This is a genomic window from Corticibacter populi, from assembly GCF_004217315.1.
Taxonomy (GTDB): Bacteria; Pseudomonadota; Gammaproteobacteria; order Burkholderiales; family Burkholderiaceae_C; genus Lampropedia; species Lampropedia populi.
Window position 1 is genome coordinate 15,341 of the sequence record NZ_SGWR01000001.1, and the last position, 21,645, is coordinate 36,985.

Sequence of the window (21,645 nt, forward strand, 5' to 3'; positions counted from 1 at the left end):
TCCATGCAAGGTTGAGGAAGGGGGGGCCATCAGTCCGGCTCGGCAATCCGTGGGCCGGCAGGTGCTCCATCAGGGAAATCACCATGGCCGAGATGGTGCGGGGCGGGCTTCTCTTCGCCAATACGTCATTTGACGTATCGGGAGCGGCGGCCATGCCGCCGAGAATCCGCTGGACCGGTCCGCCACAGCAGGATGTCGTGGCGCGGGTACGGTTTTTGCGTATCCTGCCGACCGGCCGTTCACGCGGTGCCGGCACCTGCTTCCTGCCTCTTGTCACTCACCCATCACCCACATGTCCGCCGCAAGCCCACAGAAAATCCTGCGCATCCGGCGGGACTACAACACCTGGGTGGCCAACGAAACCCTGGAGGATTTCGCGCTGCGCTACACGCCGCGCAGCTTCCGGCAATGGTCCGAGTTCCGCGTGGGCAACACGGCCTTTGGCGCCACGTCGTTCCTGGCGCTGGAGGCGATCGGCGCGGCGGTGGCGCTGAGCTATGGCTTCACCAACGCGGTGTGGACCATCCTCGCGGTGGGGCTGATCATCTTCCTGACGGGGCTGCCGATCTCCTATTACGCTGCGCGCTATGGCGTCGACATGGACCTGCTCACGCGCGGCGCGGGCTTTGGCTACCTGGGCTCGACCTTCACCTCGCTGATCTACACGACCTTCACCTTCATCTTCTTTGCGCTGGAGGCGGCCATCCTGGCGCTGGCCCTGCGGCTCTACCTCAACTGGCCGCTGCATTGGCTGTACCTGCTGTCGTCGCTGGCGATCATCCCGCTGGTGATGCGCGGCATCACCCTGATCTCGCGGCTGCAGCTGTGGACGCAGCCGATCTGGATCGTGCTGTTCCTGCTGCCCTTCATCGGCATCTGGGCGCAAAGTCCGCACCTGTATGCCGAATTTACCGGCCTGGTCGGGCGCATTTCCGGCAGCAGCGGTTTCGACCTGCTGATGTTCGGGGCCGGCAGCACGGTGATCCTGGCGCTGATCGTGCAGATCGGCGAGCAGGTGGACTACCTGCGCTTCCTGCCGGAGAAGACGCCGCAGAGCCGCTGGCGCTGGTGGACGGCGGTGGTGGTGGCCGGGCCGGGCTGGATCGTGCCGGGTGTGATCAAGATGCTTGGCGGCGCCTTTCTCGCCTTCGTGGCGCTGCAGCACGAAATCCCGCCCGAGCAAGCCATGGAGCCCACCCGCATGTACCTGGCCGGCTTTGCCTATGTCTTCGGCGATCCGGCCGTGGTGGTGGCCGTGACGGTGCTGTTCGTCATCGTCTCGCAGATGAAGATCAACCTCACCAACGCCTATGCCGGCTCGCTGGCCTGGTCGAACGTGTTCGCGCGTCTGACGCACAGCCATCCGGGGCGCGTGGTGTGGCTGGTCTTCAACGTCATGATCGCGGTGCTGCTGATGTGGCTGGGCGTCTTCAAGGCGCTCGAGCATGTGCTGGGCATCTACGCCAACATCGCCATCGCCTGGGTTGGCGCGTTGGTGGCCGATCTGGTCATCAACAAGCCCCTGGGCCTGAGCCCGCGGGGCATCGAGTTCAAGCGCGCCTACCTCTACGACATCAACCCGGTCGGCATCGTCTCCATGCTGGCGGCGGCCGTGCTCTCCATGACCGCCTATACCGGCGTGCTGGGCGCATGGGCCAGCGCCTTCTCGTCCTTCATCGCCCTGGGCACGGCGCTGCTGCTGGCGCCGCTGCTGGCCTGGGCGACGCGCGGGCGCTACTACCTGGCGCGCCGGGACGCACCCCGCTGGCGGGCCGGCGAGCACGTCACCTGCTCGATCTGCGACAACGTCTTCGAGTCCGAGGACATGGCCTGGTGCCCCGCCTATGGCGCGCCGATCTGCTCCTTGTGCTGCACGCTCGAATCGCGGTGCCACGACCGTTGCAAGACCGGCTCGCGCGCCCCCGAGCAGGTGCGCGCCTGGGTGCAGCACTGGCTGCCGGCGCGTCTTGCGGCGCGCTTCAACTTCCGTGTCGCCCACTACCTCGGGGTGGCCTGCGGCATGGTGGTATTGGTGGCCATCATCCTGGGCATCATCTACGCGCAGGAAGTGCTCAGCGGCAAGGGCGTGATGTTCCGCCAGGATGAGTTGCGCACGCTGTTCCTGAAGGTTTTCGCGATCTTCTCGGTCATCGCCGCGGTGGTGGCCTGGTGGGTGGTGCTGGCCAGCGAGAGCCGCAAGATGGCGCAGGACGAGTCCAATCGCCACAACGTCCTGCTCAGCCAGGAAGTCGAGGCGCACCGCCGCACCGACGCGGCGCTGCAATCGGCCAAGGAGGCGGCCGAGGCCGCCAACCAGGCCAAGACCCGCTACGTGGCAGGCATGACGCACGAGTTGCGCACCCCGCTCAACAGCATCCTGGGCTACACGCAGATCCTGCTGCGCGGCGATGGCGAGGCCCCGCTGCCGCCGCGCGAGGCAATCCGCACCATCCACCACAGTGGCGAGCACATGCTTGGCCTGATCGACGGCTTGCTGGACCTGGCCCGCATCGAGGCCGGCCGCCTGCAGCTCGACCGCCAGCCGCTGGCCTTCGCCGCCTTCATGGACGACGTGGTGCAGATGATCGCACCGCAGGCCCAGGCCAAGGGCCTGGCCTTCCACTACACGCATGCCGGGCGGCTGGCGCGCTGGGTCAATGCCGATGCCAAGCGGCTGCGCCAGGTGCTCATCAACCTGCTTTCCAACGCCGTCAAGTTCACCGACAGCGGCAGCGTCACGCTGCACGTGGACAGTCAGCGCGAAGTCATGCAGTTCGATATCATCGATACAGGTCCCGGGGTGGCGCTGCAGGACCGCCAACGCATCTTCCTGCCGTTCGAGCGAGGCGCCGCCGGGCGCCGCAATGGTGCGCCCGGCACCGGCCTGGGCCTGACCATCACGGCCTTGCTGACCTCCCTGATGGGCGGCGAGCTGCAGCTGGTGGCCAGCAGTGGTTCCGGCAGTACCTTCCGCTTGCGGCTCTACCTCCCGGAAGTGGCCGATCCCGGCATCAGGACCGCGGTGCCGCGCGCCATCACCGGCTACACCGGCAGACGGCGCACGCTGCTGGTCGTGGACGACCAGCCGGTGCAGCGCCAGATGCTGGCCGGCATGCTGCTGCCGCTGGGCTTCGAGGTGCGCGAGGCCGCCAGCGGCACCGAATGCCTGGAGCTGCTGCAGGCGTTGGTGCCGGATGCCATACTGCTGGACTTGAGCATGGACGACATGGATGGCTGGCGCACCGCCGATGCCATCCGGCAGGCCGGTTTTCAGGCACTGCCCATCATCATCGTTTCGGCCAACCTGTTCGAGAACCAGCCCGAGCGCCTGCGGGCGCACGATTGCCAGGCTTTCGTCGGCAAGCCGGTGATGGAGTCGGAACTGCTCAAGACCCTGCATGCGCAGCTGGACTGCGAATGGATTTTCCAGAGCGTGCCCGCGCCGGTGGTGGAGACTGTCCAGGTCGATTTCTCGCTCCTGCAGGAACCAGAGCGCCTGGAATTGCTGCAGCTGGCACAGATGGGGCATGTCCGCGGGCTGCATCGCGCCGCCGAACGGATCGAGCGTGCCGATGCGGCCATGACTCCCCTGTGCGACTGGATCCGGGAGCGGCTCGATGCCTTCGATCTGGAGGTGCTGATCGAGATCCTGGGCAAGTCGGGTGGACCTGCGCCACCCGCCATTCCCGTGATGACCAGCCATGAAAAGCATTGAAGCAGAGGAACAGCCATGATGCCAGGTGGAGACAAGTCCGTCGGGGCGGGTACCGGCCCGGACATTCTGCTGGGTGGGGCAGCAAGCCGCCGCCCGTCCCCGGTGGTGCTGGTGGTCGATGATGACCCCGCCAGCCTGCGCATGCTGTGCGACGCGCTGGAGGCCGGCGGCTACACCGTGCTGATCGCCACCAGCGGCGAGGCCGCGCTGCAACGGCTGGCGCATGCGGCGCCCGATGCCATCCTGCTCGATGGTGTCATGCCTGGCCTCTCGGGCTTCGAGACCTGCCGGCGCATCAAGGCCGATCCGCGCAGCGCGCACATTCCGGTGCTGTTCATGACCGGCCTGGGCGAAACCACCGACGTCGTGCAGGGCTTCGAGAGCGGCGGGGTCGACTACGTCGTCAAGCCCATCCGCATCGCCGAAGTGCTGGCGCGGCTGCAAACCCACACCCGCAACGCGCGCATGGCCCAGTTTGCCCATGCCGCGGTGGATGTCGCCGGCATGGGCGTGCTGTTCGTCGACCTGGACGGCAGCGTGGTCTGGCTATCCCCGCAGGCGACGCAGTGGCTCCAGCAGGCCGGTGGCGTCAGCCAGTTGCCGCCGGCCTGGCAGGCGGCGCGACAGGCCGGTGCCAGCCTGCAGCTGCCCTGGGACGAGCGCCATGTCATGCACATCCGCAGCATCGGCGCGCCCAGCGCCGGCGAGCTGATGCTGCTGCTGCGCCTGGAGGCGCAGAACGCGGAGACCGGCTCACGGCTGCGCGATGCGGCCCTGACGGCGCGCGAGACCGAAGTGCTCTCCTGGGTCGCCAAGGGCAAGACCAACCGCGACATCGCCGAGATCCTGCAACTGAGCCCGCGCACGGTCAACAAGCATCTGGAGCATGTCTTCGAGAAGCTGGGCGTCGAGACACGCGCGGCGGCGGCGGCCCTGGCCAGCCGGGAACTGGCCTGAGCGCCTGTTTCCGACTCTTGCGGCGCGGTGCACCGCAGCGCAGTCAGGCGGAACGAGGACGCGGCCGCCTCGGCATGTCCTGCAATGGCAATGGATACCGGCGGATGGTTCCCATCGGCCATCTGGCAGACCCCATCTTCATACGGCCTGACCGCACCATCCCGGCGCATTCGCACCATTGGATGGCATGCCCGGCTGGCGTGAACGCCCCCATTCGGCGCGCCATACCGCCGACAGTGCGTTGTGGTGCCGACTTTCCCGTCTTCCTTTTCCTCTCCTGCTGATGCCGGTGCCCGGTTTGGGCTGGCATGGATTCTGCTTGAGGTGGATAACTGTATCCAATTATCCAGTCATCCAGTTTCACGTTTCATGTCGAATCCTATGCTGCCCGGTCAGGACATCTACCACTTCGCCTCCACGGCCGAGGAGGATGCCTACCGCCACATCCACGCCGCGATTCGCCTGGGGCGCTACCAGGCGGGACAGCGCCTGGTGCCCGAGACCATTGCCGCCGAGATCGGCACCAGCCGCATGCCGGTGCGCGAGGCTTTCCGGCGCCTGGCGGCGGAGGGGCTGGTGACGATCCGTCCCAACCGCGGCGCAGTGGTAACCGGGCTGGACGTTGCCGACATGCAGGAGATCTTCGAGATGCGCGCGGTGCTGGAAGGCCTGGCCGTGCGGCTGGCCTTGCCCAACGTCACGCGTGCAGTGCTGCAGACGCTCGATGAGCTGCTCGACCGCATCGACGACCGCGATGAGAACCTGGCCGACTGGACCACTGCGCACCGCCATTTCCACGAGACGCTGTGCCGTCTCAGTGGTCGCCCGCGCCTGGTGCGCCAGATCGCCAGCCTGCATTCGCTGGTGGAGCCGCACATGCGGCTGTGGATCAACCAGGTCGAGTCGCGCCCGAGCGCTCGCGGCGATCACCAGCATCTGCTCGACGCGCTGCGCGATGGCGACCCGCTGTTGTGCGAGCAGGCCATGCGCGCGCACGTGCTCGACACCGTTCCCGACTTGCTGGCGCTGCTGCCGCCTGCCGTTACCAGCCGCCATGTCGTGACCAAGCCTTTTTCTTCCAACTTCTGATGAGGAGTGACCCCATGTCCATGACCGATTCCAAAGGCAATTCCGCCACCGACCACAAGGCCCTGCTGGCCGAGAAGATGGCCACCGATTTCCGCCGCCGGGACCTGTTCAAACTGGCCGCCGCCGGCACCGGACTGCTGGCCGCCTCGGCGTTCGGCGTGGGCAAAGCGCATGCGCAGGCCAAGCGTGGCGGCACGCTGACGCTGGCATGGCTGGATGCGATCGACACGCTCGATCCGCACTTCACGATGTCGGGCGGCTCGATCAAGGTGATCAACAACGTCTTCAACGGCCTGCTCAAGGTCGCCTACGACGGCCAGAAGGTCAGCTTCGCGCCGGACCTGGCCGAGTCTTGGGACATGGTCAGCGAGACCGAGCACGTCTTCAAGCTGCGCAAGGACGTGACCTTCCACAACGGCGATGCCTGCGATGCCGAGGCGGTCAAGTGGAGTCTGCTGCGCGTGGCCGATCCGGAAGTGAAGTCGCCCCATGCCTGGAAGTTCGCGCAGCTCGATGGCATCGACATCGTCGATCCGCTCACCATCCGCCTGCGTTTCAAGAAGCCGTTCGCCTTCCTGCCAGTCGCATTGACGGGCAGCACCGGCCGGGCCGGCACCATCGTCTGTCCGCGCGCGGTGCAGGAGTCGGGCAAGGGCTTTGGCCGCAAGCCGGTGGGCACCGGGCCCTTCAAGTTCGTGAGCTGGCGCGAGAACGATTCGATCGAGCTGGCGCGCAACGCTGCGTATTTCGAGAATGGCCTGCCATATCTGGACCGGGTGGTGATCCGCCTCATCAAGGAACCCAGCGCGGGCGTGGCTGCCGTGATGGCCGGCCAGGTCGATGGGCTGTCAGTGTGCCCCTTCCAGTTCATCCCGCAACTGCGCAAGAACCCCAACCTCAGCATCTACGGCCAGGTCGAGGGCAATTACTCCTTCCTCGGCATGAACAACAGGCGTGCGCCGTTCGACGACAAGCTGCTGCGCCAGGCCGTGGCTTTTGCCATCAACCGCGACGTGATCGTCGAGCAGAGCTACTTCGGCGAGGCCATTCCGGCCTTCACCGCCATCTCGCCGCCGATGACGGATTTCTACGACCCCAACATCGCCAAGAGCGGCAGGGGCCAGTTCTTCGATCTGGAGAAAGCCAAGGCCTTGCGTGCCCAGTCCAAGGTGCAGGGCGAGATCAACCCGGTCTACATCGTCACCGATGGTTTCACCGGCTCGGGCGGCATGGGCACCCGCAATGCGCAGCTGATTGCGCCGATGCTCGAGCAAATCGGCATCAAGCCCAAGATCGAGCTGGTCGATCGGGCCGTGTGGGCGCAGCGCCGCAACGCGGGCGACTTCGACCTGTATGACGAAGCCTGGATCGCCGACCTCGACCCGGACGAGACCATCACCCCCGAATGGTCGACCGGCAAGCCCTGGAATTTCGTCGGTTACAGCAATCCGGCCTTCGACCAGGCGGCTGCGGCCGCCGGCGAGACCATGGACACCGCGCGGCGTCGGCAACTCTACATCGAGGCCGAGGACATTCTGATGGCCGACGCGCCGCTGGCGGTGCTGGCGCACATGAAGGTGTTCAAGATCCTGGCCAAGAAGGTGCAGGGCTTCGAGTACATCCCGGCCGACCTGCTGGACCTGCACCGCGTGTCGCTGGCCTGAGGCCTGTGAGCGGGAATCGACAATGACAGCCACCACGATGAATGCCCCCTGGACGGGCAACCCCTGGCTGCGACGGGCCCTGGCGGCCATTGGACAGACCGTGCTGGTGCTGTTCGTGGTCTCCGTCGTGAGCTTCGTGTTCCTCAAGCTCACGCCGGGCGATCCGGTGACGGTGATGCTGGGTTCGGACTTCTCGCAGGAGTCCTACGACAAGCTCTACCACGACCTCGGGCTGGATCTGCCCTGGGCGCTGCAATACTGGCACTGGCTGCTGAATTTCGTGCAGGGCGACTGGGGCCAGTCCTACGTGAGCCACCAGGACATCTTCGACCTGGCGGTCAAGGAAGCCCTGCCGGTGACGCTGACGCTGGCGGGTCTGTCGCTGCTGATTGCGCTGGTGGTGGGCATTCCGCTGGGCGTGGTTGCGGCGGTGCGTCGCAACAGCTGGGCGGATGTGCTCGCCAGCGTCACGGCCATTGGCGGCAACGCCTTTCCCAGTTTCTTCCTGGGGGTGGTGCTGATCTGGGTGTTCGGCGTCTGGCTGGGCTGGTTCCCGACCATGGGCTATGTCTCGCCCTGGCAGGACTTCCGTGCGGGCCTCTGGCATCTGGCGCTGCCGGCGCTGACGCTGGGCGCCTGGTACGTGGGGCTGATCGCCGCGGTGACGCGCTCGAGCCTGCTGGAGGTGCTGGGCCAGCCCTACATGGCGGCCGCCCGTGCCCGTGGCGAGCCGCAGTGGCGCGTGATCTGGGTGCACGGCATGCGCAACGTGCTGATGCCGCTGGTGACGGTGATCGGCCTGCAGCTCGGCGGCATGCTGCGCGGCGCCGTGATGACCGAGGTGGTGTTCACGCTGCCGGGCCTGGGCATGATGATCACGCAGGCCGTGCAGACGCGTGAATACACCGTGGTGCAGGCCGGCATCATGATGACGGCGCTGCTCTTCGTGCTGGTCAATTTCGTCGTCGACCAGACCTATGTTCTGCTGGACCCGAGGCTGCGCAAGAAATGACCCATTCCACGACATCTTCAATGAGCACGTCCGGCACGGCACGCCCGGCGGCAGTACCGGTGGCGGCTTCGCGCGGGCGGCGCTTCTGGCGCGCACTGCGCGGCCAGCACAAGGCCATGGCCGGGGGCAGCATCGTGCTGCTGTTCATCCTCGCAGCCCTCCTGGCACCCTGGCTGGCGACACACCCGCCCGCCGCGCAGGACCTGATGGCGGCCATGCAGGCCCCCTCGGCCGCGCATTGGTTCGGCACCGACTCGTTCGGGCAGGACATTTACTCGCGGGTGTTGTATGGCGCACGCTCGGCGCTGTGGGTTGGCTTCGCGTCGGTGGCGCTCGGCCTGGTGGGCGGCGTGGCCATCGGCCTGATCGCCGGGCTCAAGGGCGGGCGCACCGAATGGGCGCTGATGCGAGTGGTCGACGGCTTGCTGGCGTTCCCCGAGCTCATCATGGCCATGGCTTTCATGGCCGTGCTGGGCCTGGGTGTGGGCAACGTCATCTACGCGCTGGCGCTGTCCTTCGTCGGGCCGTTCGCGCGCATGGTGCGGGCCGATGTGCTGCAGGTCAAGCAGCGCCCCTTCGTCGAGGCGGCGCGCCTGATGGGCGTGCCGCAGCGTGACATCGTGGTGCGGCACGTGCTTCCCAACATCGTCTCGCCGATTCTGATCCAGGCCGGCATGCGAGTCTCGATCGCCATCCTGCTGGGTTCGGGTCTGTCTTTCCTCGGATTGGGGGTGGTTCCGCCGACGCCCGATTGGGGGCTGATGATCTCGGAAGGGCGCGGCTTCATCATGATGGCGCCGTGGATGTCGGGTATTCCGGGCGTGGTGCTGGCGGTGTTGCTGGTGGGCCTGAACCTGGCTGCCGAAGGCTTGCGCGACGCGCTCGATCCGCGCACACGGGGAGGCCACGCATGACCACCACTGCCATTTCTACCCGAGACACGGCCGTGAACGTCGCGCCTGGTGCCTTGCCGTTGCAGGCCGAGAACTTCACGCTAAGGCGCGGCCGTGTGGCGGTGCTGGACGCCGTGTCGCTGACGCTGGGCGAGGGGCAGACGCTGGCACTGATCGGCGAGAGCGGCGCTGGCAAGTCCACGCTGGCCTTTGCCGCGATGGGTTTGTTGCAGGAACGCGGCGTCAGCATGGAAGGCATGCTGCGCGTGGGTGGCGACGATGTCGCACATGCCCCCGAAAAGCAGCTGCGCCAGTGGCGCGGCACGCGCATGGGGTTGATCTTCCAGGATGCATCGGCGGCGCTCAATCCCTGCTTCACGGTGCTCGAACACCTGAGCGAACCGCTGCGCCGCCACCGCGGCTACAACCGCGCGCAATGCCGCGAGCGCGCGCTGGCGCTGCTGGACAGCGTTGGCATCGCTGACCCCGAAGCGCGTCTCAAGGCCTACCCGCACGAACTCTCGGGCGGCATGCAGCAGCGGGTGATGATCGCTATCGCGCTGGCCTGCGAGCCGCGCCTCTTGCTGGCCGATGAACCCACCAGCGCGCTGGACGTGACCATCCAGGCGCAGATCATGGCGCTGATCCTGGAACGGGTGCATGCATTGGGTGCCTCGGCCGTGTTCGTGCTGCACGATCTGGCGTTGGCCACCCAGGTGGCCGACCGGGTCGCGGTGATGTATGCCGGCCAGATTGTCGAGGAAGGACCGGCCGGGGAGGTGCTCAATCATCCCCGCCATCCCTACACGCAGGGCCTGCGCGCCAGCGCGGTGGAGTTTGGCGCCGAGCGCCTGCATCCGATCGCCGGTGTGGTGCCGGCGCTGGCAGACATGCCGCAGGGCTGCCGGTTTGCGCCGCGCTGCCCGCGCGCGACGGCTCAGTGCGGCGAGCGCCCGGTGCCACGCGCGTTTGGCGATGTGATGGTGGCGTGCTGGAACCTGTGAGGACGATGCAAAGATGACAACGAGCATGATGAATCCGGCGCCTGCCAGCGCCCGCGCGGCGGCTGCGTCGCCGCTGTTCTCGCTGCTGGACGTGGAAAAGGTTTTCCCCATTGACAGTGGACGGCGCCAGCTCAAGGCGCTCGACGGTATCCGGCTTGAACTGCGGCCGGGCGAATCGCTGGCGCTGGTGGGCGAGAGCGGCTCGGGCAAGTCCACGCTGGTGCGTGTGATGCTGGGGCTGGAGCCGGCCAGCAACGGCCGGGTGATCGTCGGCACGCAGGACCTGGCCAGCCTGGACCGCGCCGGCCGCCAGAAGTTCGCCCGCGAAGTGGCCTACATCTACCAGGATGCGCGCGGTTCGCTGAACCCGCGGATGACGGTGGGCGCGCTGCTGGCCGAGCCGATCCGCCTGCATCGCCTGCGCGAGAGCCGGGAGGTGGATGGCCGCGTCGATGAGCTGCTCGCGCAGGTCGGCCTGCCGGAGGCAACGCGCTACCGTTACCCGAGCGAGCTCTCCGGCGGGCAGGTGCGCCGCGTCGCGGTGGCGCGCGCCCTGGCCAGCGAGCCGCGTGTGATCGTTGCTGACGAATCGGTGGCGGGCCTGGATGTCTCGGTACAGGCGCAACTGCTGAACCTGCTGCGCGACCTGCAGCGCGACACTGGTCTGGCCATGGTTTTCGTCACGCACGACCTGGGCGTGGCCGCCTATCTGTGCGAGCGGGTGGCGGTGATGTACCTGGGGCGCATCATGGAGCTGGGGCCCTCGCAGGACATCCTGCGCGCGCCGCGCCACCCATACACGCAAGGGCTGCTGCAGGCCTTTCCGCGTTTTGATGCGCCGCTCACCGTCAGCCTCAAGGGGGAGATTCCCAGTCCGGCCAATCTGCCGCAGGGTTGCCGCTTCCAGAGCCGCTGCCAATGGGTGCAGGAGGACTGCCGGCAGACCGATCCGGTACAGCGGCCGCTGCCGGGCCGGCAGGTGGCCTGCTTGCATCCGCTGCCGGTGCCGGAGTCCGGTATCCTGCACGCTGCATCACCTGGCGCCGCGCCGCGTGGTCGCAGAGCCTGATGTATCCAGAAATTCAGAAAGATAGACAAGGAGATCCGATCTTGGCTTCCAGCTTCACCCCCAACCCGGCGCGCGGTGTGCGCGGCATGGTCACGGCACCGCATTCACTGGCCAGCCAGAGCGCGCTGGCAGTGCTGCGCGAAGGCGGCAACGCCGTCGAGGCGATGGTGGCCGCCGCGTCCACCATCGCGGTGGTCTACCCGCACATGAACAGCATCGGCGGCGACGGCTTCTGGCTGATTTCGCAACCGGGCCAGGCGCCGCGCGGCCTGGAGGCCTGCGGCGCGACGGCGCAGGCGGCCAGCATCGAAGCCTATCGTGCCGCCGGCTTGCAAAGCATTCCGTTCCGTGGCGGCATGGCGGCCAACACGGTGGCCGGCACGATTTCCGGCTGGGATGCGGCACTGCGCTATTCGCGCGAGGCACTGGGCGGGCGGCTGCCGCTGGCACGCCTGCTGGGCGACGCCATCGACTATGCGCAAGGGGGCATCCCGGTCACCGGCAGCCAGTCGGTCTGCACCGCCCAGCGCATTGCACAGCTGGCGCCCATTGCCGGTTACGCCAGCACCTTCCTGAACGCGGACGGCAGCGCGCCCGCGCCCGGTAGCCTGTTCCGCCAGCCGCGCCTGGCGGCCACGCTGCAGCATCTGGTTGCAGATGGGCTGGACGACTTCTACCGCGGCGAACTGGCACGCAGCATGGCCGCCGACTTGCAGGCGGTTGGGAGCCCGCTGGCGCTGGCCGACCTGCAGGCGCATCAGGCGGTGTGGAAGACGCCGCTGGCACTGTCGCATTCGCTGGGCACCATCTACAACATGCCGCCGCCCACGCAGGGGCTGGTGTCCCTGCTGATTCTCGGTCAGCTCGACCGCCTGCTCGACGCCGCCAGCATGTCGCCGCTGGGGGCCAGCTATGTGCACGCCTGCGTGGAGGCGACCAAGCAGGCCTTTGCGATCCGCGATCGCCACATCACCGATCCGGCATACATGCGCGTCGACCCGCAGGATTTCCTGCAGGCCGCCAAGCTGGATGAGATGGCTTCGCGCATCTCGCCCGCGCAGGCGTTGCCATGGGGCAATGGCCAGGGCCCGGCCGATACCATCTGGATGGGCGTGATCGATGGCAATGGCGTGGCCGTGAGCTTCATCCAGAGCATTTACCACGAGTTCGGCAGCGGCGTGGTGCTGGCCAACTCCGGCGTGAACTGGCAAAACCGCGGTTGCAGCTTCTCGCTCGACCCTGAGGCGCTCAATCCGCTGACGCCGGGGCGAAAGCCTTTCCACACGCTCAATCCGGCGATGGCGCGGTTCGCCGATGGCCGCACCATGGTCTACGGCAACATGGGCGGCGACGGGCAGCCGCAGTCGCAGTCGGCGGTGTTCAGCCGCATCGCGGTGTTCGGCATGAACCCGCAAGCGGCCATCGCCGCGCCGCGCTGGCTGCTGGGCCGCACCTGGGGCGAGAGCAGCGATTCGCTCAAGCTGGAAGCGCGCTTCCCGGCCGAGACGGTGGAGGCACTGCGGCGCATGGGCCATGTGGTGGACGTGCTGCAGCCGTTCGACGAAAGCATGGGGCATGCCGGCGCCATCGTGCGCCATGCCGATGGCAGCTTCGAGGGCGGCAACGACCCGCGCAGCGACGGCGTGGCGCTGGGCTGGTGAGCAGGTTCTCAGCGCCTCTGCACGGCTTCTGAGACAATGCCGGCCGGCCTGCCATCGCGGGTGGCCGGCTCTGAGCCGGTTCCCGGACCATGCAACCAAGAAAGAAGAGATCCATGCCGCGTTTGCGCTTTCTCCCCGACCGCTTCGTGCTGGTGCTGCTGGGCACCGTGCTGCTGGCCTCGCTGCTGCCGCCCAGCGGGCGTGCGGCGATCGGCTTTGAGTGGCTGACCAATGCGGCCATCGCACTGCTGTTCTTCATGCACGGTGCCAAGCTCTCGCGCGAGAGCATCATCGCCGGGGTGTCGCACTGGCGGTTGCACCTGCTAGTGTTCGCCTTCACGTTCGCGCTGTTCCCGCTGCTCGGGCTGCTGATGCGGCCGATGCTGGAGCCGCTGATCGGCCCCGAGCTGATGCTGGGCATGCTGTACCTGTGCGCGCTGCCGGCCACGGTGCAGTCGGCGATCGCCTTCACCTCGATGGCGCGGGGCAACATCCCGGCGGCCATCTGCAGCGCGGCGGCTTCGAGCCTGCTGGGTGTGTTCATCACGCCCATCCTGGTGCTGTGGCTGATGGGCGTGCAAGGCGGCGATGCCGCGGGCTCGGTGGCCGATGCCATCGGCAAGATCACCCTGCAACTGCTGGTGCCCTTCATTGCCGGGCAGATCGCGCGGCGCTGGATCGGCGGCTGGGTGGCGCGCAACAAACAGTGGCTCAAGTATGTGGACCAGGGCTCGATCCTGCTGGTCATCTACACCGCGTTCGGCCGCGCCGTGCACGAGGGGCTGTGGCAGCAGGTGCCGCTGGCGAGCCTGCTTTTGCTGCTGCTGGCCTGTGCGCTGCTGTTGGCGCTGGTGCTGGCCATCGTGTGGTGGGGCAGCAAGGCGCTGGGTTTTGACTTGCCGGACCGCATCACCATCCTGTTCTGCGGCTCCAAGAAGAGCCTGGCCACTGGCGTGCCGATGGCGCAGGTGCTGTTTGCCGGTGGCGCCATCGGCGCCATGATCCTGCCGGTGATGCTGTTCCACCAGATCCAGCTGATGGTGTGCGCCTACCTTGCGCAGCGTTTTGCGCAGCGCAAGGACGTCGCCGAAGACGCCTGACGATTTATCTGCTGTCGGGCGTGGAATAGGTGCGGGATGTCGTCACGCGCCGAGCAATCCGCGCAATGCCTGCGGCAACTGCTCGGGGTGCTGTACGCGGCGCCACTGATGCATGCCCCAGAGCCGGTCGAGTGCCGCCGTGGCATCACTGGCCGCACACAGACAGGCCACGCGCACACCCGCCTGCCGCAACTCGCGCAGTGCCTGCCGGGTGTCGTGTTCAAGGTAATGGGGGGCATGGACGTCGATGTCGTGCACCTCGGCATCGCCGAGCACGATCAGCAGCCGCTGGCTTTCGGGGCGCTGACCCAGCAAGGAGCCGGCGTGACGGAGCACGGCGCCGAGCCGGGTCGAATAGCCGCTTTGCAGGCTGCCCAGGCGCCGCTGCAGGCGCGCATCCACCGCATCATCGAAATCCTTGAGGCAGCCCATGCGCACGGCATGGCGGCCGTCGGAGCAAAAACCGTGGGCGGCGCTGCGCCAGCCGGCCTGCTGCATGCCGGCCAGCAGGCTGCTGGCGAGCTGGCGGTGCATGTCCAGGATGGTGCCGCCATCGCCATCGCCATCGCCATCGCTGACCAGGCGCGTGGCCGTGGAGGCCGAGTGATCCAGCAGCACCAGCGCCGCCGTGGAGGCAATGCCGTGCTGGCGTTCGAAGATGCGCCAATCACCGTCATGGCCGCTGCGGCGCTGCACGCCGGCCTGCACGGCGGCGTCGAGCTGCAGGGCATCGCCCTCGTGGTGCAGGTCATGCCGGCGCGCCAGTGTCAGCCAGTGGGGGCGCTGGTTGCGCAGAATGCCCGTCAATGCCTGCACCAGCAGCGGGGGCGGTGCCCGCCATGGCTGGCCTTCGGCAGCCGCGAAAGTATGCACCGAACACCAGTTGCGCCGTAGCTGGCGGATGCGGGCATCCCATTCGGGGTGGCGTGTCTGCGTGGCGTCGGGAGCGTCGGTGGCGTTTGGGGATGGCCCTGGCTGATGGCGCGGTGGGGGTGGCGCAGGCGGCTGGGCGATGGTCTTTTCGGCGCCGGACTGGTACCACAGCCAATGGTTGTCGTCCCGGTACAGTGGCAGCGGCCGGTAGCTGCGCGGATTGAGGGCGCGGCGCATTTGCCCGAGCTCGTTGCCCAGCTCGGAGGCGAGCCTGCGCAGCGCCACCGGATCCTGGGTGAAGTCGTGGTGTTCCTGCATGCGCTGCCTGAACAAGGCCTGGCCCTTGCGCACCCAGGGGTGCGGGTCTTCGACGGCCGGGTCGGCCAGCGCATGTGCGAGCCGGCGCAGCAGCGCCTCCAGAGAAGCATCATCGGCAGGCGCCCGGGCGGCCGCCTGTGCATGCCAATGGCACCACAGTCGTTGCAGGCCGGGCAACTCGCGCGCGGCCAGTTGTTCGATGCGGGCGTCTTCCAGCACGCCCAGCAGCACCTGGGTGATCGGAGGTACGCCGGCGGTGTCGTAGCGGTGGCGTGAATGCACCAGGTGTGCGGCGGCGTGGGCGCTCGCGGCGAGGTACCAGCGGGTGAGATCGACCAGCACTGTGTCGGTGGTGGGGTGGTGATCCTGGTCCTGCCGGGCCAGCGTGTCCAGACCATGCAGTCCGTGGCGTTCGTGCTGCAGTTTATGCCAGAGCTGCCCGGCCCCGAGCTGCGCCGGCAGCAGCAGACCCGAGGGCAGGATTTGCGGCGCGGCGGGAAGCGGCGATGCGCCCGCCGAGGCATCTGCGGCCGTCTGCAGTGGTGGTGCTTGGTTCCACAGCAGGCGCAGCCAGGCCTGCAGCAGGGTGCGCAGCTCTGCCAGGCGGACCTGCGCTGCCTGCGGGCTCTGGCTTGAATCGAATGCCAGGGGCAAAGAGTCAGAAGCTCGCATCGATGGCGGCGGCCAGGGCCTGTTGCATGTCGGCCGCGTCGCTCAAGGGCGTGGCAATGGCCATCTGGCAGGCGGCGCGCGGTGCCATGCCTTGCGCGACGAACTGGGCTGCGCGCACCAGCATGCGGGTGGAGGCGCCTTCGTCAAGGCCGTTGCCAACCAGCCGCCGCGTGCGCGTGCCCAAGGCCACCAGCGGTCTGGCTTGCGCGGCATCGATGCCTGCCTCGTGCATGAGAATGGCCGCTTCCAGCTCGGGTGGCGGGTAGTGGCATTCCAGTCCGCAGAAGCGCTGGCGTGTGGACGTCTTGAGCAGGCGGCCGCCGCCGGGGTTGTACGACACCACCAGCATGAAATCCGGGTGGGCGTGGACAAGCTCGCCGTGGCGGTCCAGCGGCAGCATGCGGCGGGTGTCGGACAGCGGGTGGATGGCCACCAGCGTATCCGGCCGCGCCTCGACTACTTCGTCCAGGTAGCAGATGGCGCCGTGGCGCGCCGCCAGCGTCAGCGGGCCGTCCTGCCAGCGCGTGCCGTCTGCATCGAGCAGCCAGCGGCCCAGCAGGTCGCCGGCAGTGGTGTCCTCGTTGCAGGCGACGGTGACCAGCGGCAGGCCCAGGCGCCAGGCCATGTGCTCGACCAGCCGCGTCTTGCCGCAGCCGGTCGGGCCCTTGAGCAGCAGCGGAGTGCGTTGATGGAAGGCGGCTTCGAACTGCTCGATCTCGCCGCCGGCCGGAGCGTAGTAGGGCTGCGCATCGAGCCGCCACTCGTCCAGCGCGTGGCTGCCTGTATCTGCTGCCATGCCCATGCCACCGATCATGGCGCTCATTGGTGGACCTGGGCGGTGTCCTCGTTGGGCAGGCCTTCGATGGGCGCTTCGGCGGTGCCGATGGTGCTGCGGGTGAACGATTCGACCATCTTGCGCGTGCCCTCCGGATCGTTGACCCATTTGCCGTAGAACTCATACGGGCACTCGGCCACGCCCTTGTCGCCGTCGTGCGAGTTGATCACGCCGGTGTAGCCGCGGTGCACCAGCTTGAAGAGGTGGTTCTCGCTCTGGCCGTTCTTGCGGAAGTCGCGGATCAGGCTCTTGGAGAGGGCCGCGTACTGGATGCCCATTTCCTCTTCGCCGCACTCGCCCAGCGTGCGGCCATCGAAGCCGATCAGCGCCGAGTGGCCGAAGTACGAATACACGCCGTCGAAGCCCGCCGCGTTGGCCACGGCCACGTAGGTGTTGTTGGCAAAGGCCATGGCCTTGCTGATGAGGATCTGCTGCTCCTTGGCCGGGTACATGTAGCCCTGGCAGCGCACGATCAGCTCGGCGCCCTTCATCGCGCAGTCGCGCCAGATCTCGGGGTAGTTGCCGTCGTCGCAGATGATCAGGCTGATCTTCATGCCCTTGGGGCCGTCGCTGACGTAGGTGCAGTTGCCCGGGTACCAGCCCTCGATGGGTACCCAGGGCATGATCTTGCGGTACTTCTGCACGATCTCGCCCTGGTCGTTCATCAGGATCAGCGTGTTGTAGGGCGCCTTGTTCGGGTGCTCCTCGTGGCGCTCGCCGGTCAGCGAAAACACGCCCCAGACCTTGGCCTTGCGGCAGGCCTCGGCGAAGATCTCGGTCTCGAAGCCGGGGCAGCTCGCGGCGTTCTCGTACATTTCGGCACTGTCGTACATGATGCCGTGGGTGCTGTACTCGGGAAAGATCACCAGATCCATGCCGGGCAGGCCGGACTTCATGCCGACCACCATGTCGGCAATGCGGCGGCAGTTCTCGACGACCTCGGCCTTGGTGTGCAGGCGCGGCATCTTGTAGTTGACGACGGCCACGCCGACGGTGTCGCGGCTGCTGGAAATATCACCATGAATCATGTGGCACTCCTGAAGGCGGTTCGCAGAATCGATGGAGAAATTCTAGGAACCGCCCCGGCAGCGGCCAATACGTCATTTGACGTACAGGGGAGCGAGCGTCAGTCGGCGGGCCGTGCGGCGATGTGGCTGCGCACGACGAGGCGGTCGTCGCCGAGCACGATCATTGCGAACAGCAGTTCTTCGAGATTGGCTGCCAGCGCGGTGCGGCGCGCCAGCAGCGGCGTGGCCTGCGGATCGAGCACGATGAAGTCGGCCTCGCAGCCCGGCTGCAGGTTGCCGACCACGCCTTCGAGGCCCAGCGCAGCCGCGGCCGCGCCGGTGTGGTGCCACCACAGCGCGGAGGGGCGCAGCGACAGCCCCGGCTTGGTCTGGCCCTCGCGGCCGACGTAATAGGCCGCCAGCATGGTGTGGAACGGGCTGAAGCTGGTGCCGCCGCCGACATCGCTGGCCAGGCCCCAGGCCATGCCGGTGCGGGCAGCGGCCTCGAAGTCGAAGAATCCGCTGCCGAGAAACAGGTTGCTGGTGGGGCTGACGGCGGCGGCGCTCCCGCACTCGCGCATCAGCGCGCGGTCGGCATCGTCGAGGTGGATGCAGTGGGCATAGACGGCGCGCGGGCGCAGCAGGCCGGCGCGTGCATACACGTCCAGGTAGGAGCGTGCCTCGGGGAACAGCTCCCGGACCCAGCGGGTCTCGTCGAGGTTCTCGGCCACGTGGCTCTGGATCCAGGTGTCCGGATAGAAGGCCGCCAGTTCGCCGGCGCCTCGCAACTGGGCATCGCTGCTGGTGGGCGCAAAGCGTGGCGTGATGGCATAGCCCAGCCGCTCGCGCAGGTGCCACTCGTCGATGAGTTCCTCGGAGTCAACGAGGCCTTGCTCGGTGTCGTCGCGCACGCCGTCCGGGCAGTGGCGGTCCTGCAGCACCTTGCCGGTGATGAGGCGCAGCCCGCGCAGCCAGGCGGCGTTGAACAGGGCCTGGACCGACTCCGGATGCGAACTGGCAAAGACCAGCGCGGTGGTGACGCCGTGGCGCGTCAATTCGTTCAGGAAAAACCCGGCCACCTCGGCGGCATGGCCGGCATCGGCAAAGCGGCTCTCGGCCGGGAAGGTGTAGGTCTCCAGCCAGGGCAGCAGGCCATCGGCGGGGGCACCGATGATGTCGGTCTGCGGGTAGTGCAGGTGCAGGTCGATGAAGCCCGGGGCGATGAGCTTGCCAGGCCAGTGCGTCACTGCCAGGCCGGGATGGCGCGCCAGCACGGCCTGGTGGCTGCCGACATCGACGATGCGCGCGCACCGCCCGCCGGCCCCGGCCGTCTCGACGACCAGCAGGCCGTCGCTCTCGTACAGCGGCGACCCCTGCGCGTCAAAGCGCAGGATGGCGGCTCGGTGGCCATGGAGAACGGGGGCGGGCTCTTTGGGAGGAGTGAAGGGCATGCCGTGGCCAAGCACTTACTGTGCCAGCAGCTTCTGCAGTTCGCCCGATTCGTACATTTCCATCATGATGTCCGAGCCGCCGATGAATTCGCCGTTGACGTAGAGCTGCGGGATGGTCGGCCAGTGGCTGTACTCCTTGATGCCTTGGCGGATCTCCGGGTCTTCCAGCACGTTGACGGTGGTCAGCGTCTTGAGGTCGACGCCGGAGGCCTTGAGGATCTGCGTGGCGCGGCCGGAGAAGCCGCACATCGGAAAGCTCGCGCTGCCCTTCATGAACAGCACGATGGGGTGGGACTTGACCAGTTGGTCGATGCGTTGTTGTACGTCGCTCATGGGGAGTGTCCTGTGGAGACCCTGTCGGGGAGAAATGGAAAAGAGCGGGCGGGCGGGCCGCGCCGGAGGAGTGAAATTGTGACGAATTTTGCCCCAGCTTGCGCGGTGCGTCTGCCATTTCCGCATGGCCCGGAGCCGACTCGACATCCTTCGCAGGGTTTCAAGGCCGGCGTGGCGGCACGAACAGGTCGGGGCCAAGCTCGCAGGTGAGGGTGATGGGCGCATCTGTCAAGGGGTGGCTGAACTGCAGCCGCCAGGCGTGCAGGAACATGCGTGGCAGGCCGTGGCGCGCCAGCCGGCGGTTCCAGTCGAAATCCCCGTACTTGTCGTCGCCGGCGATCGGGTGGCCGCCGCTGGCGGTGTGCACGCGGATCTGGTGGGTGCGGCCGGTCTTGATGGTCACCTCCAGCAGGCTGGTGGCCGGCAGGCCCTGCTCGGGCACCGGTGGAAAGCTCTCGCGCACCCGCATCAGCGAGAGCGCGCGCATCCCCTCGGCGTCGTCCTTTCCGGTGGGGCGCACGCGCCGCTCGCCGTCGGGCAGCAGGTACTTGCGCAGCGGCGTGTCCACCACCTTGCGGTTGGCCGGCCACTGGCCCTTGACCAGCGCCAGGTAGGTCTTGCCGGTGCTGCGGGCGCGGAACTGGTCCTGCAGGCGGGTGAGGGCGCTGCGTTTCTTGGCGATCAGCAGGATGCCGGAGGTTTCGCGGTCGAGCCGGTGCACCAGTTCCAGAAAGCGCGCCTCGGGCCGTGCCGCGCGCAGTTGCTCGATGACGCCAAAGCTCACGCCGCTGCCGCCATGCACGGCCACACCGGCGGGTTTGTCGATGGCGATCAGCGCCTCGTCCTCATAAAGGATCGGGAAGCTGCGCGCCGGCGCGCTGGAAGCGGTCTCGGCGGGCGGGGTGGTGTCGGCGCTGCCGCGCACCGGCGGCACGCGCACCACGTCGCCGGTGGCCAGCCGGGTGTCGGCCTGGGCGCGGCCCTTGTTGACGCGCACCTGGCCGCTGCGGATGAGCCGGTAGACGTGGGTCTTGGGCACGCCCTTGACTTCCCGGAACAGGAAATTGTCGAGGCGCTGGCCTTCCCATTCGTCCCCCACGGTCAGCAGGCGTGCCGGGCTGGGGGCTTTCGGCGCCTTGGCGCTGCCCAGGATGGCATCGGGGGCGGCATCGGCCATGGCGGCAGGAGCCGCGGGGGCGCGCGGCGGACGGGGGCGGGAGGACATCGGGCCTTGTTTCATAGATCAGGCCAGAGTGTACGCGGCGCAGGGCTGGATCGCGCCGGTGTCCGCCTGGGGTTGAAAATCCGGTGGGCGTGTCAACGCGTGTGTCAATGCGCGGATGTTGCCCTTATAATCATCCGGTTCATGCATCTTCGGTTCGGATGCGCCCCGCGCCAAAGCGCGGCGCGCTCCGCCCGCTGTCCGCCCCAGGCCTGTCCGGGGAGCCGGGCAGATGCCGTGAACGAACATGCCTGCCAGACCGGCCGCAAGCCCGCCAATTCGAGAAAAACGTGGCTTGTGTACCGTCTGATGGGGTCTTGAACAGATTCGAACCGGAAATTCTTGCCAGACGACCGCAAGGCGCGTGCCTTCCGCTGGCGCAGGGACCGTACCTGCGCGACGGGTCGTCTGGGGACGCAAGCGAAACCATGCTGGTCATTTTCCTGATGCTCTCCACGGCGCTGCTGTGGCTGCTGTGGCAGTCGCAGCAGCTTCGTGTGCGCGTGTTGCACGCCGACCGGGAGCCGCCAGCATGCGAACAGGTGGGAGAGGGGGTGGCTCGGCATGGACCGGTGGCCGCCAGCGACAACCCCGCCGTCGCCTTCATCCAGGTGCTCCCTCCACCCGATCAGCCCGCACGGCCATGAATGTTCATGGCGCGCGCCGCTGCTGGTGAGCCAGAAGCCCCGCATGCTTTCTTCGATGGAAATCTGTTCGAGCCTGCCCAAGGCATAGGCGGCCCTTTGTCGGGCCGGTTGTCAAGAACAGAG

General features: G+C 67.5%; 17 protein-coding genes. 11 read left to right on the top strand and 6 right to left on the bottom strand.

The window, feature by feature from the left end:
• The first annotated feature begins 292 nt into the window (after positions 1-292).
• From EV687_RS00075 to EV687_RS00120, 10 genes are all read left to right on the top strand, one after another.
• Complete coding sequence (locus tag EV687_RS00075) at positions 293-3,715, top strand: hybrid sensor histidine kinase/response regulator (protein WP_122225867.1); 3,423 nt, start codon at positions 293-295, stop codon at positions 3,713-3,715.
• 141 nt (positions 3,716-3,856) lie between these two features.
• On the top strand, positions 3,857-4,672 hold the full coding sequence (locus EV687_RS00080) for a response regulator transcription factor (protein WP_242612489.1): 816 nt from the start codon (positions 3,857-3,859) through the stop codon (positions 4,670-4,672).
• Positions 4,673-5,041: 369 nt separating this feature from the next.
• Positions 5,042-5,761, top strand: a complete 720-nt coding sequence (locus EV687_RS00085) for a GntR family transcriptional regulator (protein ID WP_242612396.1) — start codon at positions 5,042-5,044, stop codon at positions 5,759-5,761.
• Positions 5,762-5,775: 14 nt separating this feature from the next.
• On the top strand, positions 5,776-7,425 hold the full coding sequence (locus tag EV687_RS00090) for an ABC transporter substrate-binding protein (RefSeq protein WP_207226354.1): 1,650 nt from the start codon (positions 5,776-5,778) through the stop codon (positions 7,423-7,425).
• 22 nt (positions 7,426-7,447) lie between these two features.
• Positions 7,448-8,437: an ABC transporter permease gene (locus tag EV687_RS00095; RefSeq protein WP_207226355.1), complete on the top strand. Its 990-nt coding sequence runs from the start codon at positions 7,448-7,450 to the stop codon at positions 8,435-8,437.
• Positions 8,434-9,351, top strand: coding sequence for an ABC transporter permease (locus EV687_RS00100; protein ID WP_122225870.1), 918 nt, complete (start codon positions 8,434-8,436; stop codon positions 9,349-9,351). The genes EV687_RS00095 and EV687_RS00100 overlap by 4 nt, the downstream gene beginning before the upstream one ends.
• Positions 9,348-10,334 carry an ABC transporter ATP-binding protein gene (locus tag EV687_RS00105; protein WP_122225871.1) on the top strand — a complete coding sequence of 329 codons (987 nt, stop codon included), beginning with the start codon at positions 9,348-9,350 and terminating at the stop codon, positions 10,332-10,334. Before EV687_RS00100 ends, EV687_RS00105 begins: the two co-directional genes overlap by 4 nt.
• Positions 10,335-10,347: 13 nt before the next feature.
• Entirely contained in the window at positions 10,348-11,403 is a 1,056-nt protein-coding gene (locus tag EV687_RS00110) for an ABC transporter ATP-binding protein (RefSeq protein ID WP_122225872.1), read from the top strand.
• A gap of 86 nt (positions 11,404-11,489) precedes the next feature.
• Positions 11,490-13,064 carry a gamma-glutamyltransferase family protein gene (locus EV687_RS00115; RefSeq protein ID WP_122227032.1) on the top strand — a complete coding sequence of 525 codons (1,575 nt, stop codon included), beginning with the start codon at positions 11,490-11,492 and terminating at the stop codon, positions 13,062-13,064.
• A 113-nt stretch (positions 13,065-13,177) separates the two neighbouring features.
• On the top strand, positions 13,178-14,164 hold the full coding sequence (locus tag EV687_RS00120) for a bile acid:sodium symporter family protein (protein ID WP_122225873.1): 987 nt from the start codon (positions 13,178-13,180) through the stop codon (positions 14,162-14,164).
• Positions 14,165-14,206: 42 nt separating this feature from the next.
• Here EV687_RS00120 and EV687_RS00125 read toward each other — a convergent pair whose 3' ends face one another.
• The 6 genes from EV687_RS00125 to EV687_RS00150 form a co-directional block, all read right to left on the bottom strand.
• Positions 14,207-16,009: a nitric oxide reductase activation protein NorD gene (locus EV687_RS00125; protein ID WP_122225874.1), complete on the bottom strand. Its 1,803-nt coding sequence runs from the start codon at positions 16,007-16,009 to the stop codon at positions 14,207-14,209.
• A gap of 4 nt (positions 16,010-16,013) precedes the next feature.
• Positions 16,014-16,841: a CbbQ/NirQ/NorQ/GpvN family protein gene (locus tag EV687_RS00130; protein ID WP_278044253.1), complete on the bottom strand. Its 828-nt coding sequence runs from the start codon at positions 16,839-16,841 to the stop codon at positions 16,014-16,016.
• A gap of 5 nt (positions 16,842-16,846) precedes the next feature.
• Entirely contained in the window at positions 16,847-17,890 is a 1,044-nt protein-coding gene (locus EV687_RS00135) for an aliphatic amidase (protein WP_122225876.1), read from the bottom strand.
• A gap of 98 nt (positions 17,891-17,988) precedes the next feature.
• A complete protein-coding gene (gene guaD / locus EV687_RS00140; RefSeq protein WP_122225877.1) occupies positions 17,989-19,320 on the bottom strand; it encodes a guanine deaminase in 1,332 nt (443 codons plus the stop codon).
• Between the two features lie 15 nt (positions 19,321-19,335).
• Positions 19,336-19,653 (bottom strand): Grx4 family monothiol glutaredoxin, encoded by a 318-nt coding sequence (gene grxD, locus EV687_RS00145; RefSeq protein WP_122225878.1) that lies wholly within the window; start codon positions 19,651-19,653, stop codon positions 19,336-19,338.
• A 160-nt stretch (positions 19,654-19,813) separates the two neighbouring features.
• Entirely contained in the window at positions 19,814-20,830 is a 1,017-nt protein-coding gene (locus tag EV687_RS00150; protein ID WP_207226384.1) for an RluA family pseudouridine synthase, read from the bottom strand.
• Positions 20,831-21,303: 473 nt separating this feature from the next.
• Here EV687_RS00150 and EV687_RS00155 point away from each other — a divergent pair, with 473 nt between their 5' ends.
• Entirely contained in the window at positions 21,304-21,522 is a 219-nt protein-coding gene (locus EV687_RS00155) for a hypothetical protein (protein ID WP_122225880.1), read from the top strand.
• The last annotated feature ends 123 nt before the right edge of the window (positions 21,523-21,645 follow it).